The sequence below is a fragment of the Mycoplasma sp. 6934 genome, from assembly GCF_055523595.1.
The window spans coordinates 144794-169535 of record NZ_JBVFVE010000001.1 but is presented as its reverse complement, the minus strand read 5'-3'; the positions used below and the strand labels follow the sequence as shown (position 1 = coordinate 169535).

At 28.8% G+C, this 24742-nt stretch carries 26 protein-coding genes and 5 tRNA genes; 6 read left to right on the top strand and 25 right to left on the bottom strand.

Translation table 4 applies throughout. From position 1 onward, the window contains the following. Window positions 1-23 precede the first annotated feature (23 nt). The 13 genes from AC0B4S_RS00755 to AC0B4S_RS00695 all read right to left on the bottom strand — a co-directional run bounded on the left by AC0B4S_RS00755 (window position 24) and on the right by AC0B4S_RS00695 (window position 9981). Window positions 24-590 (bottom strand): transposase, encoded by a 567-nt coding sequence (locus tag AC0B4S_RS00755; protein ID WP_465101218.1) that lies wholly within the window; start codon window positions 588-590, stop codon window positions 24-26. Between the two features lie 11 nt (window positions 591-601). Continuing rightward, window positions 602-985, bottom strand: coding sequence for a hypothetical protein (locus AC0B4S_RS00750; RefSeq protein WP_465101217.1), 384 nt, complete (start codon window positions 983-985; stop codon window positions 602-604). Window positions 986-1288: 303 nt separating this feature from the next. Next, a complete protein-coding gene (gene rplQ, locus AC0B4S_RS00745; RefSeq protein WP_465101216.1) occupies window positions 1289-1660 on the bottom strand; it encodes a 50S ribosomal protein L17 in 372 nt (123 codons plus the stop codon). 1 nt (window position 1661) lies between these two features. Continuing rightward, window positions 1662-2693 carry a DNA-directed RNA polymerase subunit alpha gene (locus tag AC0B4S_RS00740; RefSeq protein WP_465101215.1) on the bottom strand — a complete coding sequence of 344 codons (1032 nt, stop codon included), beginning with the start codon at window positions 2691-2693 and terminating at the stop codon, window positions 1662-1664. 25 nt (window positions 2694-2718) lie between these two features. Beyond that, a complete protein-coding gene (gene rpsK / locus AC0B4S_RS00735; protein WP_465101214.1) occupies window positions 2719-3108 on the bottom strand; it encodes a 30S ribosomal protein S11 in 390 nt (129 codons plus the stop codon). Window positions 3109-3110: 2 nt separating this feature from the next. Continuing rightward, window positions 3111-3479, bottom strand: a complete 369-nt coding sequence (gene rpsM / locus AC0B4S_RS00730) for a 30S ribosomal protein S13 (RefSeq protein ID WP_465101213.1) — start codon at window positions 3477-3479, stop codon at window positions 3111-3113. Between the two features lie 14 nt (window positions 3480-3493). Then, complete coding sequence (gene rpmJ, locus AC0B4S_RS00725; RefSeq protein ID WP_004794374.1) at window positions 3494-3607, bottom strand: 50S ribosomal protein L36; 114 nt, start codon at window positions 3605-3607, stop codon at window positions 3494-3496. A 14-nt stretch (window positions 3608-3621) separates the two neighbouring features. Further along, window positions 3622-3840: a translation initiation factor IF-1 gene (gene infA / locus AC0B4S_RS00720; protein ID WP_465101212.1), complete on the bottom strand. Its 219-nt coding sequence runs from the start codon at window positions 3838-3840 to the stop codon at window positions 3622-3624. 1 nt (window position 3841) lies between these two features. Next, window positions 3842-4591 (bottom strand): type I methionyl aminopeptidase, encoded by a 750-nt coding sequence (map, locus tag AC0B4S_RS00715; RefSeq protein WP_465101211.1) that lies wholly within the window; start codon window positions 4589-4591, stop codon window positions 3842-3844. A 69-nt stretch (window positions 4592-4660) separates the two neighbouring features. Continuing rightward, the gene (locus tag AC0B4S_RS00710) at window positions 4661-5299 is read right to left on the bottom strand and encodes an adenylate kinase family protein (RefSeq protein WP_465101210.1); all 639 of its coding nucleotides are present in this window, start codon (window positions 5297-5299) and stop codon (window positions 4661-4663) included. Continuing rightward, window positions 5293-6723 (bottom strand): preprotein translocase subunit SecY, encoded by a 1431-nt coding sequence (secY, locus tag AC0B4S_RS00705; RefSeq protein ID WP_465101209.1) that lies wholly within the window; start codon window positions 6721-6723, stop codon window positions 5293-5295. The genes AC0B4S_RS00710 and secY overlap by 7 nt, the downstream gene beginning before the upstream one ends. A 469-nt stretch (window positions 6724-7192) precedes the next feature. Further along, the gene (locus AC0B4S_RS00700; protein WP_465101208.1) at window positions 7193-7966 is read right to left on the bottom strand and encodes a hypothetical protein; all 774 of its coding nucleotides are present in this window, start codon (window positions 7964-7966) and stop codon (window positions 7193-7195) included. Window positions 7967-8007: 41 nt separating this feature from the next. Beyond that, window positions 8008-9981, bottom strand: a complete 1974-nt coding sequence (locus tag AC0B4S_RS00695; protein ID WP_465101207.1) for a S8 family serine peptidase — start codon at window positions 9979-9981, stop codon at window positions 8008-8010. 217 nt (window positions 9982-10198) lie between these two features. Here AC0B4S_RS00695 and AC0B4S_RS00690 point away from each other — a divergent pair, with 217 nt between their 5' ends. Together AC0B4S_RS00690 and AC0B4S_RS00685 are read left to right on the top strand one after the other, a co-directional pair. Further along, a complete protein-coding gene (locus tag AC0B4S_RS00690) occupies window positions 10199-11269 on the top strand; it encodes a transposase family protein (protein ID WP_465101206.1) in 1071 nt (356 codons plus the stop codon). Between the two features lie 21 nt (window positions 11270-11290). Further along, window positions 11291-12439 (top strand): IS3 family transposase, encoded by a 1149-nt coding sequence (locus AC0B4S_RS00685; RefSeq protein ID WP_465101205.1) that lies wholly within the window; start codon window positions 11291-11293, stop codon window positions 12437-12439. Between the two features lie 29 nt (window positions 12440-12468). Here AC0B4S_RS00685 and AC0B4S_RS00680 read toward each other — a convergent pair whose 3' ends face one another. From AC0B4S_RS00680 to AC0B4S_RS00635, 10 genes are all read right to left on the bottom strand, one after another. Then, window positions 12469-12669, bottom strand: coding sequence for a hypothetical protein (locus tag AC0B4S_RS00680; RefSeq protein WP_465101204.1), 201 nt, complete (start codon window positions 12667-12669; stop codon window positions 12469-12471). Between the two features lie 383 nt (window positions 12670-13052). Beyond that, complete coding sequence (locus AC0B4S_RS00675; RefSeq protein ID WP_465101203.1) at window positions 13053-13412, bottom strand: hypothetical protein; 360 nt, start codon at window positions 13410-13412, stop codon at window positions 13053-13055. Window positions 13413-13487: 75 nt separating this feature from the next. Continuing rightward, window positions 13488-15815, bottom strand: coding sequence for a PTS sugar transporter subunit IIABC (locus AC0B4S_RS00670; RefSeq protein WP_465101202.1), 2328 nt, complete (start codon window positions 15813-15815; stop codon window positions 13488-13490). A gap of 196 nt (window positions 15816-16011) precedes the next feature. After that, complete coding sequence (locus AC0B4S_RS00665; RefSeq protein ID WP_465101201.1) at window positions 16012-16239, bottom strand: phosphopantetheine-binding protein; 228 nt, start codon at window positions 16237-16239, stop codon at window positions 16012-16014. Between the two features lie 14 nt (window positions 16240-16253). Beyond that, a complete protein-coding gene (locus tag AC0B4S_RS00660) occupies window positions 16254-16688 on the bottom strand; it encodes an MHO_1590 family protein (RefSeq protein WP_465101200.1) in 435 nt (144 codons plus the stop codon). Then, window positions 16681-17835 carry a hypothetical protein gene (locus tag AC0B4S_RS00655; protein ID WP_465101199.1) on the bottom strand — a complete coding sequence of 385 codons (1155 nt, stop codon included), beginning with the start codon at window positions 17833-17835 and terminating at the stop codon, window positions 16681-16683. The genes AC0B4S_RS00660 and AC0B4S_RS00655 overlap by 8 nt, the downstream gene beginning before the upstream one ends. Beyond that, complete coding sequence (locus AC0B4S_RS00650; RefSeq protein ID WP_465101198.1) at window positions 17807-18232, bottom strand: MG284/MPN403 family protein; 426 nt, start codon at window positions 18230-18232, stop codon at window positions 17807-17809. Before AC0B4S_RS00650 ends, AC0B4S_RS00655 begins: the two co-directional genes overlap by 29 nt. A gap of 101 nt (window positions 18233-18333) precedes the next feature. Then, window positions 18334-19785 carry a proline--tRNA ligase gene (gene proS, locus AC0B4S_RS00645; protein WP_465101197.1) on the bottom strand — a complete coding sequence of 484 codons (1452 nt, stop codon included), beginning with the start codon at window positions 19783-19785 and terminating at the stop codon, window positions 18334-18336. A 63-nt stretch (window positions 19786-19848) separates the two neighbouring features. Then, window positions 19849-19923, bottom strand: a tRNA-Gln gene (locus tag AC0B4S_RS00640). Window positions 19924-19927: 4 nt separating this feature from the next. After that, window positions 19928-20011 (bottom strand) — tRNA-Tyr (locus tag AC0B4S_RS00635). Window positions 20012-20102: 91 nt separating this feature from the next. Between AC0B4S_RS00635 and AC0B4S_RS00630 the strand changes: the two genes are divergently transcribed. The 3 genes from AC0B4S_RS00630 to tig all read left to right on the top strand — a co-directional run bounded on the left by AC0B4S_RS00630 (window position 20103) and on the right by tig (window position 22641). After that, window positions 20103-20177, top strand: a tRNA-Trp gene (locus tag AC0B4S_RS00630). An 80-nt stretch (window positions 20178-20257) separates the two neighbouring features. Beyond that, window positions 20258-21250: an NAD(P)H-dependent glycerol-3-phosphate dehydrogenase gene (locus tag AC0B4S_RS00625; protein WP_465101196.1), complete on the top strand. Its 993-nt coding sequence runs from the start codon at window positions 20258-20260 to the stop codon at window positions 21248-21250. A 77-nt stretch (window positions 21251-21327) separates the two neighbouring features. After that, on the top strand, window positions 21328-22641 hold the full coding sequence (tig, locus tag AC0B4S_RS00620; RefSeq protein WP_465101195.1) for a trigger factor: 1314 nt from the start codon (window positions 21328-21330) through the stop codon (window positions 22639-22641). Between the two features lie 120 nt (window positions 22642-22761). Here the strand turns inward: tig and AC0B4S_RS00615 are convergent. Both AC0B4S_RS00615 and AC0B4S_RS00610 read right to left on the bottom strand, forming a co-directional pair. Beyond that, window positions 22762-22837, bottom strand: a tRNA-Thr gene (locus AC0B4S_RS00615). Window positions 22838-22888: 51 nt separating this feature from the next. Further along, window positions 22889-22964 (bottom strand) — tRNA-Lys (locus AC0B4S_RS00610). A 142-nt stretch (window positions 22965-23106) separates the two neighbouring features. Here AC0B4S_RS00610 and AC0B4S_RS00605 point away from each other — a divergent pair. Then, complete coding sequence (locus AC0B4S_RS00605; RefSeq protein WP_465101194.1) at window positions 23107-24639, top strand: transposase family protein; 1533 nt, start codon at window positions 23107-23109, stop codon at window positions 24637-24639. Window positions 24640-24742 lie beyond the last annotated feature (103 nt).

Here is a 24742-nt window from a genome sequence, read left to right as displayed (position 1 = left end):
CTTCCCAAAGCATTCCGTTTGGCTTAGCCAAATGGTATGGTTGGGGAAGGTAAAACCGTCCGAAAAAAATTTCCCAGTTTAATAAGAGTTTGTTTTATAGCTTTGGAGTTATGTTTTGATAGCATAGCATAAGACATTCTGGTTTGCCGTTCAATTATGGTTACAATACAATATGTATCATTGATTTTGCCAATAACAGTGTCTAATTCAAAATGACCATGTTCTAAGCGATCATTAATATAATCTGGACGTTTTGAAATTTCTGTTGCATATTTTAATGTTTTAGGTTTGGTTTTCTTTTGCTTCCGTATTCCATATTTTCCTTCTGATTTTCTAACAATGTGGTCAAATTCAAGGAAATAAGGGTATTTTTTAATTATTTTATAAATTGTACTAGGTGAGGGAGCAAATTCATCAGGTGATATTTTTTTAAAAGAATTGACAAGGTAGGTAACTGATTTCTTAACTTCTTTTTGCTGCAAATTTTTTTTATTTCTATTTTTATTGTATGTATTAAGTTCACTATACCAATACTTTCTGTAGGCCTTTCATTTCTCTTTAATTGCATCACTTACAAAAAAGAGTCGCAAAAATGAATAGCCTAATAAATGTTGTATAGTTTGGTAAAATTAAGGGTTTTAACACGCATTACTCTTTTTAAGCACTTAGGACAAACATAGCGATTGTGTTTATCTAAACTCAATAGTCTGTGATTTGTAATAATTTCAATTTTACTTTTTATACTTCGAACGTCTCTATCAAAAATCTTTCCTACTTCTTGGATTGATAAGCCTTCAGAAAGTTCTTGTAAAATATTATAAAGTTGTTCTAGATCGATTTGATCTGATCGTAATTTTCGTTGTGTCCCAAGAGCTCCTTGCATTTTCAAGATAGTGTTGTAATTCTCTTCAATTTTAAAATGTTGATATTTATTTTCTTTTCGATATTTGTCAAAAACACAAATATATTTTTCTAAATTTTTCATATAATTTTAAAGTCTCCTTTCATTTTTTTAAAATTTATTAATACAACTATTTTATTACAAGGCAGACAAAAACAATGTCACATGCAAAAAACTTGCATGTGACATTTCTAATTAATAAGTTTTATTTATTTCATTATCCTTGGCTTCTGCTTCTTATTAATATAAAGAAAGTGAAATTTCTTCTCCAGTTAGTTGTAATAAAATCTCAACAATAATATTAATTTACTAAAATTAATAAAAAAATATTCAAGGCAGTGCCTTGAATATGAAGATCAATAAAATTATTATTAAAGGTTAGATTAATTAAACAAGTTCGATAATTGCCATACGTGTGCTATCACCTTGACGACGAGGTAATCTGATAATTCTGGTGTATCCACCATTTCTATCTTTGTATTTTGGTGCAATAGTGTCAAATAAATATTTTAAAAGTTCTTTTTCTTCACCTTTGGTATTTACAGTAAGCTTACGTAAGTATCCAGCAACCATACGACGGTTTGCTAATGTAGGGTTTTTTGCTTTTTGAATCATTTTTTCTGCATGTCTTCTTACTTCTTTAGCTCTTGTTAAAGTAGTAATAATTGTTCCGTTTGCATAAAGTTCACTAACAAGTGAACGCATTACACCAGTTCTTCATTTTGTATCACGTGAATAGATTTGTGTAGGATTTGCCATATTATTCTTCTTCCTCTCCTTGTGCTAATTCATAACCATGTTCTCTAAGTTTTTCTACTATTTCGTCAATTGATTTACGACCTAAATTCTTAGTGCCTTCAAGTTGTTCAATAGTTAACAAAGCAACTTGACTGATTTTTCTTTTACCAATTTTCTTAAGGGCATTCAGCGAACGAACTGATAAACCTAATTGTGTAATATCTAAATCATCACTAACTGGTTGTGCTTCTTCTTTAACTGCTTCATCAAAAAGCTTAATTTCTTGCATATTTTCAACATCACCAATAACTTGGAACATTCCAATTAAGATTTTTGAACCTTGAGCAATCACTTCTTTAGCATTAATAGTTCCATCTGTAATGACTGAGAATTGTAATTCTTCTTCAATTTTTGGCGAAGAAGAGTTTAGCTCTCTAGTAGAATATCATGCTTTTAAAACTGGTGAAAAGTCTGAATCAACTGCGATAAATTCTGCTTGATTTCGAACACTAATATCAGATAAAGTTGCTAATTTATCTTTAACATCTGCATCAAGAATATAGTTTTTGTTTTCAGAAAATGACATAAAGCCACGACCAACTCTTAAATACATTTCAATATTTAAAACAGCTTCTTTGCTTGTTTCAGCAACAAAAACACTTTCATCAACAACTCTAATTCCCGGATGGTTAATTTCAATTGATTGTGCAGTTAATTTACCTGGTTCTAAAGAACGTAAACTAACTTTTATAATTTCATCATCAGAAACATATTCAGGGTCATAAGTAAAACGTACCTTACGCAGGTTCATAATGATTGATGGAACATCTTGAATAACACCATCAATAGTGCTAAATTCATGTTGAACTCCAGCAATCCGAACACAGAAAGGTGCCAAGTTAGTAATATTTGATAAAATTACTCTACGCAGAGCAACACCTAAAGTATTACCAAATCCTCTTTCTAACCCTGATAAAGTAAATGTTACTTCGTTTCTATTTGATTCTTTATATTCAAATTTTTCTTTGTATGATAAAGGTTGAAATTTCTTCATATTTGATTCCTTAAATGGTTATTAATTATTTTCGAGCACGTTCACGTTTTAAGATACGTTTTGGTGGTCTTGTACCGTTATGCGGAATTGGTGTAACATCTTTAATTTCAGTAATTGTAATCCCTGATACTTCGATTTGTTTTCTAGCAGCATCTTTACCTGCTCCTAGTCCTTTTAACTCAACTTTAACTGATTTCATACCGTGTTCTTTAGCAGCTTCAGCTGCTGCTGCTGCTGCTAAGCCAGCTGCATAAGGGGTTTTCTTTTTAGTTCCTTTGTAACCAATAGCTCCAGATGAACTCCAAGCAATAACATTACCTTTTTCATCTGCAAATGTAACAATAGTATTTTGGTTTGATGAGTGGATGTGTGCCACACCATTAACTATATTTTTTTTCTTAGTTTTACGAGCCATTATTATTTACCTTTCTTTCCTGCAACAGTTTTTCTAGGACCTTTACGTGTACGAGCGTTCTTTTGGGTTGATTGTCCACGTACTGGTAACCCTTTACGGTGTCTAATTCCACGGTAACACTTAATTTCCATTAAACGTTTAATATTTAAAGTTGTTTCTCTACGTAAATCACCTTCGGTTAAGTAAGCTTTTGCTTCTTCACGAATTCTTGATAATTCTTCTTCAGTTAAATCATGAACTCTTGAATTTTCATTAATGTTTGCTTTTTTGCAAATTTCTTGCGCTAATGATTTCCCAATACCATAAATGTATGTTAAAGAAATAACAATGCGTTTATTATTCGGAATTTCGACGTTTAAAATTCTAGCCATAATATACTCCCTTCTTAACCTTGTCTTTGTTTGTGTTTAGGTTGCACACAAATTACCCGGTTTACACCTTTTCTTTTGATCATTTTACAGTCTTTGCACATTCTTTTTACACTTGCTCTAACTTTCATTTATACTCCTTAATTTATTTGTGTCGGTAGACAATTCTGCCCTGAGTTAAATCATATGGGCTTAATTCTACATCCACAGTATCACCAGGTAAAATTCTTATATGATGTACCCTCATTTTACCTGAAATATGAGCTTTAATAATTGCTCCATTATCTTCAAGCTCAACAGTATATAAATCTGTTGTGTGAGCCTCTTTAACAGTAGCTTTAAATTTTATTGCATCTTTTGCCAAATTAAATTCCTTTCGTAAGAACAATTCCTTTGCCGTCTTTAATTAAAACTGTATGTTCATAGTGGGCTGTATTTTTGCCATCTATGCTAACTACAGTTCACCCATCTGAAAGAATCTTAATTCCTTTACTTTGGGTTATCATTGGTTCAATACAAATTACCATGCCATCTTTAAGTAATGGACCAGTGTTTTTTTTACCATCATTAGGTACATACGGATCTTCATGTAATTCTAAACCAATACCATGGCCTGAAAATTCTTCTGGTGTATATAAATTGTTCTTTTTAATATATTGACCGATAGCTGCTGAAATATCACCAACCCTAGCTCCTTTTTTAATGGCTTTTAAGCCAGCTTCAAAAGCACCTTTGGCTACTTCAATTAGTTTTAAATCAGTTTCTGTTACATTACCAACTGGTTTAGTAAATGCACTATCGCTATTATAACCTTCTCATAGACAACCTAGGTCAACACTAACTAAGTCTCCATCCTTAACTTTATAATTTGATGGGATTCCATGGATCAATTCATGATTAACAGATATACAAGCTGTTGCAGGAAAGCCATATAAACCTAAAAAAGCTGGTTTAGCTCCCCTTTTAATAATTTCTTTAAAAGCTAATTGATCAATGTCTTTTAAAGAAACCCCTGGTCTTATAAAGTCTCAAATAATTTGTTTAACTTCTGCCAAGATTTGACAACTTTTAGTAATTTTTCTAATTTGCTGTTCGTTTTTAATTGTTATTGCCATTATAGCCCTCCAAAAAGTAGAATATGAAAAAAGATACTTAACTAAAAGTATCTTTATTTTACCACATTATTAAATTAATTCTAATACTTTTTGAGAAACTTCATCCGGGCTTAAAGTAGCTGAAATATTGATGAAATGACCTTGATTTTGATAAAAATCTAATAAAGGTTTTGTTTGCTCTTCGTAGATCTTTAAACGATTATTAATTTTATCTGGTTTGTCATCTTCACGAATAATTAATTCTTGATTATCTAGATCACAAAGTCCACTAACTTTAGGTGGTTTAAAACTTATATGGTAACTTGTCCCACATTTTTTACACAACCTGCGACCACTTAAACGCTCGATAATGACTTCATTTGGAACATCTAATTTAATAATTTTAAAGGAAAAATCTTGTTGTTGATTTAGAAATTCAGCTTGTTCTTTCGTGCGAGGATACCCATCTAAAATAAAGTATTTACCTTCTGCTTTAAATTTATTAATAGCATTTAAAACAATGTTATTAGTGACTGAATCTGGGACATAACCACCAGAATTAACATAATATTCAACTTGTTTGCCAAGTTCCGTTTGATTCTTTATTTCATTACGAAAAATATTTCCAGTTGATAAATGTACTAAATTTGTTTGATTTGCAAGAATTGAGGCCACTGTTCCTTTTCCTGCACCTGGAGCCCCCATAAAAATTAAATTTGTTTTTACCATAAAAGTCCTTCATTTTTATTAATGTTATTTTCATCATCATTAGCTAATTCTAAGTTTTTATATGTTTGGTGTTTAGCTAACGAAAGTTTATTTGATTTATTACGTGCTTTTAATTGACCAACTGTTTCCAATGCTGTTGAAACTAAAATCATTAGACTAGTACCACCAAAGGCAATACTTTGTGGTAAAATTCCGGTCATTGTTTGCACAAATTGCATACTTGCTAAAATTACTAAGTAAAATGATGAAAAAACACTTAATCTAAAGACAACTGCAATTAAATAATCTTGTGTATCTTCTCCGGGTCTAAGGCCTGGGATATAAGTAGAATTCTTAGTAAAGTCTTCAGCTACTTTATCTACTTTTGATTGTTGAATTCCCATAATTAATGAGAAGAAAAATACGATTCCAACTAAAAGTCCAAAACCTACTGGTGAAGTGAATTGCATGTTAAGGTCAATTCATTGCTTTGCTGCATTAGTTTGCGGCAAGATGTTTGCAATCATTGATGGAAATGATAAAACCATCATTGCAAAAATAATAGGCATAATTCCACCTGGATTTAGCTTAATTGGTAATTTACCAATTTCTTTTTTATTTTTAGATCTTCCAGCCCCCACTTGTTGAATTGGAATATGTCTTTCTGCTACATACACAATAGCAATAATTAAAAGAACAACTAAATATGTAAAAACATATGAAATAAAACTTAAGATATCTCCAACAATATTTTGACTTTTTAAATCACCAATATAATAGACAAAAGCAGATTGGAATTGGAATGGTAATCTTGCAGCGATTCCTGTAAAAATTATTAAAGAAGTTCCGTTACCAATTCCTTTATTTGTGATTTGCTCGCTAATAAAAAGAGCAAATAATGAAGCGGCAGTTAAGATCATTGGCACTAAGAAATAAACAATAGTAGTTTCAGAAAAAATATCTGTTCCAGTAATTTGGATAAAACTTGAGCGTAAATTTCCTGATGATAATGATCTTGTTAAAAATACAGCTTGTGGATACGCTATCACAAGAGTGATAAAACGTGTCATAATGTTGATCTTACGTCTACCTTGTGGTCCTGATTGACTCATTTTATGAATTGGTGGTACAAGTTTTGATTGTAAAACCATCATAATTAAGGACGCATTAATAAAGGGACTAATGCCTAGGGCGAACATTGAAAATTGGCGCAGCCCTCCTCCGCCAATTAAATTTAAAGTATTTAAAAACGAATTATCATTGATTTGGTTAATATTTGAAAGTTTGATAAATGGTGCGGTAATTGTCGTACCAGTTATAAAAATTATTAATAAGAAAAATGTGAAAATCCCTTTTTTTCAAAGTTCTTTACGTGATCAAAAATCTTTCCATTTATTATTAAATTTATAAAATAACTTTGATAAAGTGAGTGTTAAATTTTGCAATTTTACTCCTAACTATTTAAATATATCTCTATTATATTAAAAAAATGATATTTTCGAAATATTAAAATAACAAAATAAAAGCGACTGAATTACAAATATTTAAGTCTATATATGAATCTTACCTAAATAGAGCATATTTAACTAAAATATGGTATAAATTATTTATAGAATAATTTATATTTATTATTAGTAAACTCAATTAATTGGTAGTTTATAGCATATATTATAATTTTGTAGTAATAATAATATTAATGTAATTAATAAAAATTTTAAACTTTAATATTACTCTTTCATTATTTATAAATAAATAGTAAATGCATTTATTGGTTATATTATATATATTAGAAATTGGCATACATCGAAATAAAAACTTAAGTTAAAGTAAGATCATTAATACTATAAAAAATAATTAAATAAATATGAAAACATTCGGCCTTCCATTGCCGAACATTGATTACTGTTTATATTATTATTCTTTTTTATACGATTTCTGGAATTCATTATTATAATAACTTTTAAGGATATTAACTTCTTCTTGCAATTTGTCTAAGTCTGTACTTCCAAAAGTAAAATCAGGAGTCATACTAAGAGTAAATTTTTCTCTTTTTGGTAATGTAAAAACTTTTCATAACTGTTCTGTAAATACTCTTTCATCAACAGTTAAAGTTAAATGGTTATTAATGATTTTTAATTCAACAGTATTATCTGATACAAAAGGTATGATAATTTCAGAAAACGTTCCACTTATGCCTGCAGTTAATATATAAATATCATTATTTTCAAGTTGCTGATAAACATTCGCATAATTTAAAAAAGCTTTTTCAAATGCAGATATTACTTGCGCAGACGTCGGTTTATAGTCTTCCAAAGTATGTAAATCTTGATATCTTTTTATTATTAAATTCTCAAATTCTTCTTTTGTAGATATTTTTACAAGTTTTAAACCATATTTATTATAAACTGGTTTTGTTATATGATCAAAGAATTTATACGTATACAAATAACCATTTTTTTCTTCAATTTTTGTTTGATTTTCAGGGGTTGTAGAAACTTTTAAATATCCTTCTTTTGATATTTTATCAAATTGACTAGAAAATTTTCAATAAATTTTAATACCTTCATCCAATAAATTCCCAAACTTTTTTAGGATATTATCAGGATCTTCTGTTTTAGAGCAAGCAATTGTTGCAAAAGGTAATGCAAAGGCAGGCACACCTATTAATAATTTTTTAATTATTTTCATTTCTTACCACATGGGTTACTGCGACTAAGTCATCAACAGAATTAGTATATTCTGATGATGAGTATTTTTTTTATTACATATCTATACAGACCACCTTTTATTGCTTTGTGTTCGATTAACTCATCATTAGATGCAACAGTAGACACCCTTTTTATTTCAACCCATTTACCATTTGACTCTTTGTACTCAAGGAATAAATCATAATCAGTAAACCATCTATGACCTTGGTACTTAATGGTTTCATTAAATTTTGGCCAAAATTCTTTGTCATGAATTTTATTTCAAAATTTTCTTATTTCTTCTTCCTCGCTATTTGATGAGCCAGGTAAATTGCTATGCCCAGTTCACCAATTATAATTTGTTTGATAACTTTCTCAGCTAGGAATATTTTTTAGTACACCAGCATTAAAAGTTCATGAACTTGATACTTTTATTGTTTGGTTTATATTCAAAAAGATCTCATTGCTTGTAAAAACTGTTCCAGTTTCTTTAGTTGGCTTAATGCTAATTGTTCTATAGTTTCTAGCTGCCTCATGCATTTTTATACCATCTGGTGTTCCTGCCCCGTATTTTTGTTCATATCCACTAGATTTATATTGTAATTCAGATAACTGGGGGGTAACAGCAGATGCAGATAAAATTGCTTTTATAATGGGTACTCTTAATTCTGTTTTGTTAATTTCAGGATACTTTTTTAAGAAATTAGACACTAGGCCAGCTACGAGTGGCGTTGAGAAACTTGTGCCATTAATAATTTCATGGCTATCTTTAACTCCTTTTTGGTAAAAAATATTATTATAAAATCCTGGTGCTACTACAAGTGGTTTTGCTAGGTTTTCATATTGAGTATTTAACTTATAGTTTGAACTATTAACAACTTTATTAGTTTTTAAATTATATTCGCTTGCATTTTTATCTAAGGAACCAACTATAATAGAATTAAAAGATAGTTTACTTTTTGTAATTTGATGGTCAGTTTTATTTCCATCGTTTCCTGCTGAAATAAAATTAATAACACCGTATTTTCTTGAAATATAGTCTAAATAATATGCCTTATCTTCATAAAGTTTATAGTAATTTGCCTTATCACCATCGTAACTTGGTCCATAGCTATGATTAATAATTCTTACACCATCATCAATTATCATTTTTTCAATTGCTTCTTGCCAGTCTTTATGCTTTAAGAATTTTGATAAATAAACAGAAGATGATCTATCAACACCAAATTGACTACCTGCTATCATTGAAACCATAATTCCATGTTCATCAATTGGGGAATTGGGTTCTAAAACAAGATCTTGGTTAATTTTAATTCCACCTTTAAAAAATTCTTTGTATTTATCATCAAATTTTTCGTTTCCAACTTCTAAAACCCCTATTTTTCCAACTCTTTTATCTAAAAGACCAACATCGGCTTTTATTATGCCCACGTTTTTTTCGACAGATTGTTTAAAATTATTTAGGTTTTTATTTGGCGCAATATTTAAATGAGAATATGCTCTACGGTAATAATCAAATCCAGGATCGTTACCTCAAACTCCTTGGTTAATATCTTCATTTTTATATATGATTATTTTATAAATTTCACGTCAGTTCTTAATATGATTTACAAATAATTCCCTATCAGATTCAGATTTAAAGTAGAATAGTACAATTGGCATTATTCTGCTACTAGTGGATTCTGAAAATACTAAGTTACTATTTGTAACCTTATTAATAAAATCATTGTTAAATTTTCGAATAAAATCCTCATTATCAGTTTCAAAACCTGGATTTAACAATAATTTAAGTTCAAAGTCATTATTAACTGATTTGTTAATTAACTCTCCGTTTGGTGATCATTCCTTAATAATTAATTGATCCCTAATTTCAAATTTGGTATTATTTAAGTTATTATATCAATAACTATTAATTGTATTTTGATTTGTTACTTTAGTATTTGGAATTAAAGCTACACATGTAATTGCTACTGACCCTAGAATCATTAGTAACATTTTTTTAACTTTTGATAACATTTAGTTATCCCCCCTTTATGTATTTTATAAGTTCTAATTTGTGCAGCTTGTTTTCTTATAAAAGTGCCACATATTAATTATAATAAATATTTAGAAAGATAAAATCGTAAAAAGATATATATATATATATATATATTGTCCAATGACAACTATTTAGGTCCATATATAAATCCCTTGGAAAGTGAACTAATTTAATTAAATATGGTATAAATTATTTATGATATTTAAACATAACATAGATAAGTACAAAAACTTAACAAACTACGAACTAAAAAAACAGCAATCTCTCATATTAATTGCTGCAAATATTGAAAAATCTTTATCTCAACTTAGTTTAATTACAAAGCTCAGTGTATCAACTGTAAAAAGATATAAAAAAATAATAAAAAGTAATCAAGAAATTAACATCAGTCATAAAAATAAAAATCAACAAAGAAGTTGTAAAGTTACCGATTCAGAAATTGAATTAGTGTTTAAAGATTATTTAAAAACATGTGAAATTATTTTAAATAGTGTTCTAACAAATAACCAACTTTCGTTTAAAAGTTATTATTATTCAGAATATGGTTCTTTTATAAGGCAAAAAATTTCTTACAAAACTTTGGTAAGAAGATTCAACCAATTAGGATTATTTAATATACATACAAACAAAAGAGGAAGAAAAATAGCAAAATTATCAAAGAAGAAAACTTCACAAGAGACAACATTGCTATTAAAAAAATATTATAAACAAATTAAACAAAATGAAAAACAAAGACAAGTTTTGGGTCTAAAGAAAAATTTAGAATTTGGTGAAATTGTTGAAATCGATGCTCAGCTTGAACCATATTTAAAAAATAATAAACCATTCTATCTTTATCATGCAATTGATGTTGCCACTGGAACATTATTAGCAGCATGATTTGAAGAACAAGAAACAACATTAGGATATCAAAGACTGTTAGAAATAGTATTTAAGAAATATGGATTTCCAAAGAAAATTTATACTGATAAAAGAAGAACTTTTTGGGGAAATGAAAACACACAAACAATTTTTGAAAAAGATTTAAATAAAAAAGGAATAGAAGTACTCAGTTCATCAAATCCCAAACATAAACCTCACGTTGAGAGATCTTTTAGAACATCATTAGATCAATACCCATTATTAATTCATGAAAACGGATATAAAGATATTAATGATTTAAAGCAAAATAACGAAGTATTTCAAAATTATTACAACTCGAGGAATAAAAAAATAATTTCTAATAGACAGGGAAGAAATATTCGGACAAAATCCGAATATTTTTAATATAAAGAAAAAGAGGTAGTTATGAGACATTTAAAGACTAAAGAATGAATTAAAATTTTTGACTTATACGATAAATACTTGAACCTGGGAATAACCAAAGCAGAATTTGAAAATTTCTGTTTTGACATCAGAAAAGCATACTGAAACAAAGAATCAATGAAAAATATGTTAAAGAAAAGAAAACTGTATAATTTAAATATGAACATAGAATCACAAAGCGGTAAATCACCCAAGAAAGATAAAGGTGTTGGGAGAAAGAAAAAGAAAGTTCTCGATTATACATGAATTAATACTCTTAAAGATGATGAAAAAGATGCAGTTATAAAATACTACTATCGAATTTTTAATGAAAATAATATTGATGCAGATATTAAAAATATTAAAGAAATTGAAAATCTTTCATCAAAATACAAGGCAAAAATTTTTTTAATAGCAAGATCCACATATTATGAGAAATTGAAAGATAACAACAAAGCTAAAGAGATAAATGTCAAACACAAAGAAATAATTTTTAAAAGTTTTGTCGAAAATAAAGAAAGGTATGGACGAAGGAGGCTTGCTAAATATATTTTCCAAGAATATAATATTCAAATAAATCCTAGAACCCTTGGGAATTATATGAAAAAACTTAATTTAAAAACATTTGTTAGACAAAAACGTAAAAACAAAGAATCTAAAAATACTTGTGTTAAAGTGCCTGATTTAGTAAAACGAGATTATAATTCAATCAACAATAATATATATGCAACAGACGTGACCTACATACCAGCACCAAAAGACATTGAGCAAAATCATATTTATTTATCCGCAATTATCGACCATAAAACTAAGTTTGTGACCTATGAATTATCACTTAGAAATGATACCGAACTAATTTTGAATAATATCAGTAATACAAAATTCAAAAAAAATTTTATTTTACATTCTGACCACGGATCTGCTTATTCTTCGCTTGAATATACTAAAAAAATAAAATCACTAAAAGGTAAAATATCAATGTCAAGAATTGGTAATAGTCTTGACAATCGTGAAATTGAGTATTTCTTTTCAATTCTTAAAAGTGAAATTTTCCCAAATTTTGATCAAACCTGTAAAAGACTTACTTTTATTGAATTATCACAAAAAATCAAAGAATTTATAAGCTGATATAATTATAAAAGAATAAGATAAAAAAACCTTCCCAAAGCATTCCGTTTGGCTTAGCCAAATGGTATGGTTGGGGAAGGTAAAACCGTCCGAAAAAAATTTCCCAGTTTACTTTGACCCCCATCTGTTTTTGATTCTGAAAAGTAGGGTTCACTTGTTGTATTAGAACAAGATACTGCAGATAGCGTAGCCAAAGCCAGTGCAGGAACACTGAACAAGTAAAATAATCTTTTAAGTTTAGTTTTTATTTGCATAAATATCCTTTTTATTATATTTAAAATAATTTAAGAAGTTAAATTCTCAAGACAATTTTAACATAAATATTCTATATTCATTAAATTAATATAAATGAAAAAACAAATTTCTTGCAGTTTCAAATTTACAAAAAAGAAAATACTAAATCTCTAAATGATAGTATCATTACTATTAACTAAATTTTTTGTCATGATGTTCTTCACTTAATACCTCTTTTAATGTATTTATCAAGATATTTTTTCATTTAATATTTTTTCAGCTGGTTATAATCTGGAATTAATCATTAATTGGTTATTTATAAATTTTGATAATTCTAAGTCTATCTTTTAATTTAAATTTTATTAAAATAAAATAGTGTTAAAAATTACAAAAAAGATAAATTTTATAAAGTTGTTAGAGTACTTCCACTTAAAAAAGCAATTGCTCCAACAATAAAAATAACTGCGAGAAAAATATGGGCATTATATTTGGCTCTTTGCCAGGCAGGTAAATATAAGCGGGCATTTTCGTAAGTTACATTTTTACGGCTAGGATTATTTAACTTATATTCATGTAATTGTTTTTCTTTATACTCTTTTATCTTGCGACGGGTATAATTATGCATTGCAAGGCAAATAATTGCAAAAATAATAAATGAAATGGCTAGTAAAATTGCAACTGTTGAATCAATTTTTAAACTACGTTCGCCACTATAAAAAGGATTAGGGTTACTTGATCTAGTAGCTTGTTGAAAATATGTCATAATATTAATATTATAACATAAATGAAAAACATACCAATATGGTATGTTTTTATATATTTAGGTAGTATTTAAATTTTATAGTACTTTTCCAACTAAGGTAGCTTGTTCAACTGAAGATCCAGTGTTTTCTAAAACAACTGTAGTTTTTGAACTTTCAGAAAGCGCAACAACAATAACATCAGTTTTAGCAATACCATTAGCTTTTAAAACATCTAAATCAACAGTAGAAATTTTATCACCTTTTGATACAACTTGGTCTACCTCAACATATGATGTAAATCCAAGTCCGTCCAGTTTAACAGTATCAACACCAATATGAATTAGTAATGATAATGCTCCACATGTTGACACGATGCCAAAGGCATGTTTAGTTGGGTAGGCTACAGTAATTTTACCATCAATTGGTGCATAAACATCAACTTTACCTGTTTCGCCAACTTGGATAGCAAATCCATCTCCTAGTAGTTTGTCAGAGAATACTCCGTCTTGAACTGCACTAATATCAACTAATTTACCTTTTGAAGGACTATATAATTTTATTTCATTACATCGATCTTCAGTTTTTTCTTCAACAACTGGTGCTGGAGATTGAGATCTAAGTAGTGAAATTTGTGATTTAATTTTTGCGTTTAATTGTTCAGCAACTGGACCCATAATTGCTTGTACGTGGTTTGCACCTTCGACTTTAATAGCAACTGCTCCAGCAGCTTTTAGTTTTTCTTCTGATACTTTAGATAAATCTTTAATATCATATCTTAATCTTGAAGCACAGTTGTTAAATGCAACAATATTATCTACTCCACCATAACCTTCAACAATAGCAGCAACTTGTGGATCTACTGTTGTCTTATCTTCAACTTTTTCCACAGTTTTACCATCTTTTTTGTTTAGGTAGTCTTTTTTAGTAAATAATCTTACTGTTTTTCCACGACCTGGTGTTTCAAGGTTTTGTCATTTGATAATAAATAAGAATCCAAAGAAGTAAATTGGTACATAAGCAATACCAACAAGAAGTGGTCATCAGAAGTTTGTTCCTTTTTGAACTGGAACAATTCCATATAATAACATATCTAATGCTCCACCACTAAATGCCATTGGAATATGCACACCAAGTAAGTTAGCTAATCAAAATGAAATAGCCATCATAACAGCGTGGAATCCTCAGAATAATAATGGTGATAAGAATAAGAATGTGAATTCAATTGGTTCTGTAACACCTGTTACAAATGAAGTAAGTGCAGCAGGGAACACAGTACCAATTGCTACTTTACGGTTTTCTTTTGGAGCGGCTCACACCATAGCAGCTGCAGCAGCTGGTAGTCCAAACATCATTCCTGAGAATTTACCATCGGCAAATCTACCAATTTTCATTCCATTATTTTGTAAGAATGTAAACAATGGAATTGCAAACTTTTTACCATCAGCGGTATAGTCAATAAAGTTTCCGTATTTAAGAAGTTTTAAGGCAGCTGTTGAGTCACCTTGGAATGCTGCTTTATCTAAGTTATAATCCTTTAAAATAGCAGCTGTATTTTCACCAGCAACAACTACAGTTCCAGCAGCTTTAAGACCAGATTCAATAGTTGCACCAGCATCTCCCCCAACTGATGTATATCATAATGGAGAGTAGAATACATGGTGTAATCCAAATGGAATTAATGATCTTTCGATGTACCCAAAAATTAGGGAATCAAATCCATATGGAGTTCTGCCTAATGCGGCACCTAATTTGTTAAGAATAATACCCACTCATGGTCAGAAAATTAAGAATACAATTGCAAGTAAAGCCATTGCAGGAATAGTTACTAATGCAACAAATCTCTTTCCTCCAAAGAATGAAATAATTTGAGGTAATTGAATTGTGTGGAATTTATTGTATAAATATTGTACAATCATTCCAACTGCAATACCACCAAAAACAGAGGTTTGCAGTGAGGTAAATCCTAATGTTTTACCTACGATTTTAACAAGTTCACTTTTACTACGCCCAGCTCCCTCAAACAAGATAACAACTTGAGGTTGTTTGTCTGGAGTCTGAGATTCAGTAATAAATACTTGTTGAACAGCAACGAATATTAAGTAACCAATAATCGTTGCAAAAACCGCAACACCGGCTTCATCAGTAAAGGCTATAACAAAAGCAATAGCAAATAAAACTGGTAATGCAGCAAACACTGGGTCACCTAAAGTTTGGATAAATTCACCAAATTTCTTAGCACCTTCTGCTGTACTGTTACTTGCGATAGCAGCACCAACACCAAGGAACAATCCAGCAATTGACATAACTGAAATAGGTAACATAAATGCACCAGAAATTTTAGATAAAATTTGGCGTAAATTACCTTTTTTAGAATTATCACTAGCTTTAGCTGACTTTGATTTAAAAAGTCCTGTGATTGACATTTCTTTTTCCTTTCGTAATTAAAATTCGATATTTGAAATTGTGTAAATATATAAGCATACTCAGATATATATATATATATATATTTACCTTAAAATTATACCACACCCTAGTTTAAAAACATTAAAGCAAAAAATAAATTATTTTTGGATATATAAAAAGTTGGCATTTCCTATTGCCAACTTTAAATTTATATTACTAAAACAAATTAAGTTTTTCTTGAACTAAATCAATTACACTCTTAATTGTAGTTAAAGATAATAATTCTAGATCGCTAATTGAAATATTAAATTCTTCTTCTGCTTCAATAATAACTTCTGCTAAATCTAGAGAATCTATTTTTAAATCTTTAATAAAATCATGTTCACTAACTTTCTTTTTAGTCAAAGATTCAAATTTTGCAATAATTTTGTCTCTTGTATTCATATGCTAATTATACTCTAAAACGGGATTTCATAACTTTTTGCTTCAACTAAGGTTTGTCCATCCATTAATTTAAAATAAAGTGTTATAGTTTTTTTACTTTGGTTAATTGTATAGTCAAACAAAATTTCACCTTTGAAAGAGTCAACACGATATAAAATATGTCTAAATAATCTTGAAGCAAATGCTTGATCTAAAATTACATTTCCGCTTTGGTCATATTTTTTCGTATACTCAATTTCTTTTTGTAAAATTTGCGGAAAAATTGACCGCCTTGCTTTTGGTGGATTAATAGGATCATTACCAGGTTCTTTTTCTTCTAAACGCGGCTCTTTTGGTGTTTCATCATTAGATTTCCTTTGAGTAGTAATAATAACATAACCTAAAGATCCCACCAAGATGGCTCCTGATACAAATAATAAAATCTTAGCTTTTGAGCCTAGTTTACTCATTGCGGCGTTTCCTAATTTGATAATCTTCAATAGTTCATTCAGTCGATCGATTAAAATGCATACTATTAATTTCTTCTAAAGTTATTTTATATGAGTATTCTCTTTCAAGTACCCGTTCAGATTCCACAATTTCTAAATATCGGCTTTTATCTGGCTTAGGTTGATCTTCAGGATTTTTTTCACCATTATTGTAGACACTAACTAAATCATTAAATAAATGAAAACTAAGTACATATTCATATCTAGGTGTAACTTTTTCAGGTATTTCTAAAACCTTTTTAGCATTTATGCTTGATGAACTTTTCACAATTGTTCCATTAATATAATCAGGAGCAAGATAATCATCAATATGAAATGTAACGGTTCAAACCGAATCATCATCAACTTGCGCTTTTGTTGAAATAGCAATATTTGGATCTTTTTCAATTACGTTAGGCATTCTAAAATAAGGATTTTCAACCAACAGTTGAATATCATCACTTTTCGGAAATAATTCCTTAATTTCTTTACGCAAAGGATCAGAATAATATACCATCGATCCAATTTGAGTAATCTTAGTATTTTTTACAATATCATTTCAAAGAAAAATAATATGGAAATATTTACGTTGAATAGTTAATTTACCATTGTTTAAAAAATAAACATAGGCAAAAGGTTTTTTGATCTTTTGAGTTTTATTACTAGTTAATACTCTTTTATCACTATTTTTGTTCACTTTATCATAAAGAATGATATATTGTCCAACTTCTTTAAGTTCATCATTCAAAAAAGCAATTTCAAGATTTTTTAAGTTTTCTGCCTCTTTAGTGAATTCTTTTACAGTATTGTTAAAGTCAATTAATGCCTTTTTGTTTGTAACAAAACGACCAACTTCTTTAGAGTTGATACGAAGTGTGTAGCCTTTAATTAATTTATTAGTATCTAAATTCTTAGGTTCAAAAAAGACGTGTGGCGCCTTTAATCCAGGACTATAAGAAACTTCAAGTTCAAAGTTTACTTCTCACTCGTGCTTGTTTTTAACATCACGATCATTCCAAAAGATAGTTGAAGTAAAATTATCACCTAAAACAAAATTCTCATCTGAGCTACTTGAATTCTCTCGTTGCTCATAACTGTAGTTATAGTAATACAAGATAATAACTCGCAAATTCTAAAACTGCAGTTTTTTTCTTTTTATAAAAGGTGGTTTTTGAGAAATGTTTTAAATATCATTCGGTCATATCTTTGGTTTCGTTGTTTAAATAACAATTTTTTAATAATCAAGCTGATTCAGCACTCATATAAGATAGTATTAATTGAATAAAATCTTCCTTATTCTTTAATTTTTCCTCCAAATAACCTAAACCTTCTTCGATATTTTTATCATTTGGGAAAAATCTTAATTCGAGTTTTGTTCTGATAAGTTGTTTCTTGATTAAATCTTTGTATTCTAAGTATGTTGCGAATAATTCTCTAAGTAATTTACACATTTGTGCGTAAAAATCCTTGTCTTCCATTTCTTTCATCATAAGTTTTTTTGCATCTAAAATATTCTTGTCGAGCATTGTTTACCTCTTTACATTTTTCTATTAATATTTTAAATAAATCTTGCCAAAAAAACTGAAAAAGGAAAAATGGCCAGTTTTTCCCGGGGAATTTTTAAAAATTAGTATGATTTAGCAAAAACAACGTATCTACGTGTTGCATTGTCGCACTCAGGATTAATACAATTTTTGAGACTTTTCTTCTCCATAACTTGTTTTTTTAACAAAATACAACGAGCACTAGCTCCAGTTTCTTCTTTAATCAGTTCTTCAACTGTATCAGAACAACAAAATGGTGCAACTACAAAGTTTTGAGCAGCAATTTCTTTTTTGAAGTCTTCATAATTATCAACATGTTTGGTTTTATCCTCCAAACGTTTTTTAGCTTCAAGATATAAATTTTCTTGAATCTCTTCTAATAAAACACCAACACGCTTCTTAACATCTGCAAGGTCAACTAATTCTTTTTGTAAAGTATCTCTTCTGATTAATTGCACTTTATTTTGTTCAAGGTCCCTTGGACCAATTTCAACACGTAATGGGACACCTTGAATTTCACTATTAGATGCTTTAAAGCCTGGATTTTTATTTGAAGAATCTAAGTTAACTCTATACAATCTTCCTAAATCTATACTTAATTTCTTTGCAACTTCAGATACTTTTGGATCTTTAGCCGCAAATAATTCTAAAACATCTACTTGCACAGGAGCAACCCGTGGTGGAATAATAATTCCGCGATTATCGCCATGAGTCATAATCAATGCACCAATTAAACGAGTAGTCATTCCTCACGAAGTTTGATAAACAAAGTTTTCTTGGTTTTCTTTATTTTTAAAACTAATTTTATAAGCTTTTGCAAAATTTTGAGCTAAATAATGGCTAGTTCCAGATTGCAATGCCTTCCCATCTTTCATCATTGCTTCAATGGTATAAGTACTTAAAGCACCAGCAAACTTCTCTTTATGAGTTTTTTTACCTAAAATAGTTGGAATTGCTAAATATTTTTTTAAGAATTTAGCATATAACTTAATCATTTCACGAACTAAAATTCTAGCTTCCATTGCGTCTGAATGACAAGAATGTCCTTCTTGTCATAAGAATTCACGTGAACGCAAAAATGGGTTGGTGGTTTTTTCTCACCGCACAACGTTTGCCCATTGGTTATATACCAATGGCAAATCATTATACGATTTAATTGAGTTTTTAAATAAATCGGTAAATAATACTTCTGAAGTCGGCCTGATAAATAATTTTTCACTAAGTTCTTTTTCGCCAACATGTGTAACTGTTGCTAACTCAGGATTAAAACCAGCAATATGTTCTTTTTCTAAATTGAACAAACTTTCAGGTATTAAAAGCGGTAAATATACGTTTTGAATTCCTTTCTTTTTAAATAATTTATTTAAGTTTTCTTGAATTAATTCTCAAATCCCATATGAATTAGGTTTGAAAATTAATGAACCCTTGGTTGGACCATAAGCAATTAAATTACCATTTTTGACAACATCTGTGTATCATCTGGCAAAATCTTGTTCCATTGGGGTTATCTTCTCAAGTTCTTTTTGGCTTTTCATATACTTTAATTATAATATAATTATAAAAAAATATAAAAAAACACCGCTTTTTAAGCGATGATATGGCTGCCCCAGTTAGATTCGAACTAACGCATGTCGGAACCAAAACCCGATGCCTTACCGCTTGGCTATGGGGCAATAATGGTGGGGGGAGAGGGATTCGAACCCCCGAATCCTAAGAAAGTGGGTTACAGCCACCCGCATTTGGCCGCTTTGCTATCCCCCCAGATTTGCTTATTAATTATACACACTTTTTAAAAAAAACAAATTTATTTTTTATTTTTTATTTTTAAGGTATAATATTTTAGACAACAAATAGGAGTATAGTTCAACGGTAGAACAACGGGCTTCAACCCCGTGTGTTGTGGGTTCGAATCCTGCTACTCCTGCCAATAATAACCCTTTTAATAAATGATATTGTCCTTCATTTATTAAAAGGGTTTTATTAATCTTTAATATATAATATTCAATTATGAATAAAAAGTATAAATTTGGTTTTATTGGAACAGGCGCCTATGGCTCAGCAATTGCAAATGTTTTAGTGAGCAATCGCATACCTGTCTTAATGTATGGTATTGATAATAATGAAATTAATGATATTAATCGAGGATTAAATGCGAAATATTTTAAAGATCAAACTTTTAAATATCCTGAGTTAATTAGAGCAACTGATTCATTAGAAGAATTGATTGATGATTGTGATTCATTAGTTTTAGCAGTTCCTTCGTTTGCGATTGCAAACGTGCTAGAACAATTGCAAAATTTGAGACCAAAACAAAAGTTTAATTTAATTAATTTAGCTAAGGGATTTGAAAAAACTACAAAAATGTTTTTTTCAAGTTTTATCCAGGAAAAAATGAAGGATAATTTAGCTAATTTTGCAACAATTCTAGGACCTTCATTTGCTCCTGAGTTATTTAGTGGCTCAAACACAATTGTAAATGTAATTAGTCCTAGCCCTGCTTATGCTAAATATTTAAGCGAACAGTTTAATAATAAATATTTTAAATTAGTAGTTTTTGAAGATCATTTTGCTGCCGAATTATTTGCTTCTTTAAAGAATGTTTTAGCGATAGGTTGCGGAATTTTGCATGCCTTAAATGACTCACATAATACACATGCTGCTTTTTTAACTAGCGGATTAATGGAAATGCTCGAGATTTATAAAATAATTGCTAGGCAAAAGAAATATAAAGCAATCTTAAATTATTCAACCATAGGCGATACAATCCTTACATGCTTCTCCCAAAAAAGCCGTAATTTCTCTTACGGAAAAGCCATTGCGGAGCATGGGTTATTAGAAGCTAATAAATCATTTAAAGGAACTATTGAGGGTAAGGAAGCAACCATTGTTTTAGTTGAAATAATAGGCGCTTATAAATTAGATACTGTAGTCTTTAAATTAATTATTGGAATTTTATCTGGTAAATTAAATCCGAAAAATATTAATAAGTTTATTAATTAATATTAATAATAGTGTAAAATATAAAAATATACTTATAATATTATAGATTTTAAACAATAAGGAGAAATGGAGAAACAATGTTTAAACATAAATTTAATGGAGAAAAAAACGAAGTTTTAGTAACCTTAAATTGAGACCGTAAAGATTTTGATTTAAAATTACAAAAATCTCTAGATATTGCTGTAAAAACAATCAAAGTTCCAGGTTATAGACCAGGGAAAGCACCAAAGGAAAAATTATTACAAAGAGTTGATATGCTTGCAGTGCAAGATCAAATTATTAGAGAATATGTTAATTCAAAGTGAACAGATTTAACTAAGTACTTAAGTGATAAAAAATTACAAGTTCTTAAATATATTTTAGGATTAAGTATTGGTAAAGAATCAAACGAAAAGGAATTGCATCTTGAAGTGCATTTACCAGTGATTCCATCATTTGATGATGTTAACTTTGCGAAAGTTGCTGCAAAACTAGAATTACCTAAAGTAACAAAAGAAATGGTTAAAGATGATATTGCACATTTTACCAGCCATTTAACATCAAAAACTGAAGTTACAGATAAAAATGCTAAAACACAATTAAGAGATACTGTTGATTTAGATTTTAAAGGATTTATTGATGATGTAGCCTTTGAAGGTGGTGAAGCAACTCACTATGAATTAGAATTAGGTTCAAATTCATTTATTAAAGGTTTTGAAGAACAATTATTAAATAAAAAAGCAGGTTATGAGGGTGAAGTAAATGTCCAATTCCCTAAAACTTATTTTGTTAAAGAATATGCTGGAAAAGATGCTGTATTTAAAGTTAAAATTCACAAAATCCTAAGACAAAGTACTTTAGGTCTTGATGATAGTATTTTTGAAAAACTTGGTAATAAAAATGTTAAAAACTTAAAAGACTTTCAAAAACTTACTGAACTCAAATTAAACCTTGAAGGTTTATCTGAAAACTTAACTAAATATGTTGAAGAATTAGCTTTTGAAGCTTATAAACAATCTAAAATAAAACTAAACAAAATCTTTTATGAACAAGAAATCAATAAACTTAAAAATGAGTTTAATAAAAATCTTGAACAATTTGGAATTAAAAAACGTGAATATATTTCATTGCTAAAAACTTCTGAAAAAGCTATTGATGATGAAATTAATGCAACAGCTGAAAAAACTACAGCCATAAATTACTTAAGATCAAAAATGCTTACTGACTTCACTTTAGACTCACAATCAGCAAAAGAAAAATACAAAGACAAAATTGCATTTTATGCAAGTGAACAAGAAGCACAAAACATCTCTGAATTTTTAGTTCATAATATTGAATTATTCAAACATATTGGTAAAGAAAAAGAAGCAAAAGATGTTGAAGAATTTATAGCTAAAAAAATTGCTAAATAAAAATTAAAAAGCTTAATAATTAGTATTAAGCTTTTTTTATTAAAAAACTAGCTTTACAGCTAGAAAATTATAGGATTTATATTTTTAATATGAAAAAATTTATATCAAAAAAATATTTTTTGGTGCACTATACAGGGCTTGAACCTGCGACCTTTTGATTACGAGTCAAATGCTCTACCAACTGAGCTAATAGTGCATAAATAAACCTTTTAAATGGTTTTTTTAATTTTGGTCATATAATATGATATGGTACATCATACAGGGCTTGAACCTGCGACCCGCTGGTTAAGAGCCAGCTGCTCTGCCAACTGAGCTAATGATGCTTTTTAATTATAGCAGATTTTAATCTTAAACCAAATTATTTATAAATACTTATAATTGCTTGTCCAATGACAACTATTTAGACCCATATATAAATCCCATGGAAAATGAACTAATTTAATTAAAATATGGTATAAATTATTTATGAGAATCAAACATAACATAGATAAGTACAAAAACTTAACAAACTACGAACTAAAAAAACAGCAATCTCTCATATTAATTGCTGCTAATATTGAAAAATCTTTATCTCAACTTAGTTTAATTACAAACCTTAGTGTATCAACTGTAAAAAGATATAAAAAAATAATAAAAAGTAATCAAGAAATTAACATCAGTCATAAAAATAAAAATCAACAAAGAAGTTGCAAAGTTACCGATTCAGAAATTGAATTAGTGTTTAAAGATTATTTAAAAACATGTGAAATTATTTTAAATAGCGTTCTAACAAATAACCAACTTTCGTTTAAAAGTTATTATTATTCAGAATATGGTTCTTTTATAAGGCAAAAAATTTCTTACAAAACTTTGGTAAGAAGATTCAACCAATTAGGATTATTTAATATACATACAACCAAAAGAGGAAGAAAAATAGCAAAATTATCAAAGAAGAAAACTTCACAAGAGACAACATTGCTATTAAAAAAATATTATAAACAAATTAAACAAAATGAAAAACAAAGACAAATTTTGGGTCTAAAGAAAAATTTAGAATTTGGTGAAATTGTTGAAATCGATGCTCAGCTTGAACCATATTTAAAAAATAATAAACCATTCTATCTTTATCATGCAATTGATGTTGCTACTGGAACATTATTAGCAGCATGATTTGAAGAACAAGAAACAACATTAGGATATCAAAGACTGTTAGAAATAGTATTTAAGAAATATGGATTTCCAAAGAAAATTTATACTGATAAAAGAAGAACTTTTTGGGGAAACGAAAACGCACAAACAATTTTTGAAAAAGATTTAAATAAAAAAGGAATAGAAGTACTCAGTTCATCTAATCCCAAACATAAACCTCACGTTGAGAGATCTTTTAGAACATCATTAGATCAATACCCATTATTAATTCATGAAAACGGATATAAAGATATTAATGATTTAAAACAAAATAACGAAGTATTTCAAAATTATTACAACACAAGGAATAAAAAAATAATTTCTAAACATAATGTCTTTCAAAAAGAAGGAAAGAAAAACGGCAATTGAGCCGTTGATTTAGAGATTAATAGAAAAGTTTTAAATGGTGTTGTTAGATACCAAGGTAAAAACCTTGCAGCTTTCGATATGCATGACAAAAGGATTATATTTCCTTATAATTCTGATGTTGTGTTAGTACATTCTTCTGATGATAATTTGTATTTTAAATATAATGGAAAAAAATACTTTGCCAAAGAACCTACTGGAAAATATCTAAGCTTTACAGAAATGTGAGCTCTTGAAAAAGGTTTAGATTATTCTATACCTGCCGTTGGAAAACTAGCATTTATCCACAAGAAAACAAACTCATTTTTTAAAACTCTTGAATTATATATCTCAAAGTTTAATAGTGTCTCTGTGAATGCACAAGGAAATAACCTTGAAGCCAATAAGATTATGGCTGAGTATTTAGAGATACTTAGAGCATTACACAGAAGCATCAATGATGAAATAAAAATTGATGCATATTAATTTTAATATTTTTTATTAAAAAAGAAAATAATAAAAATAGAAAACACGGGACGTGTTTTCTGGGAGTTTTGCTTACTTTTTCAAAAGTAAGGCCCCCTTGATT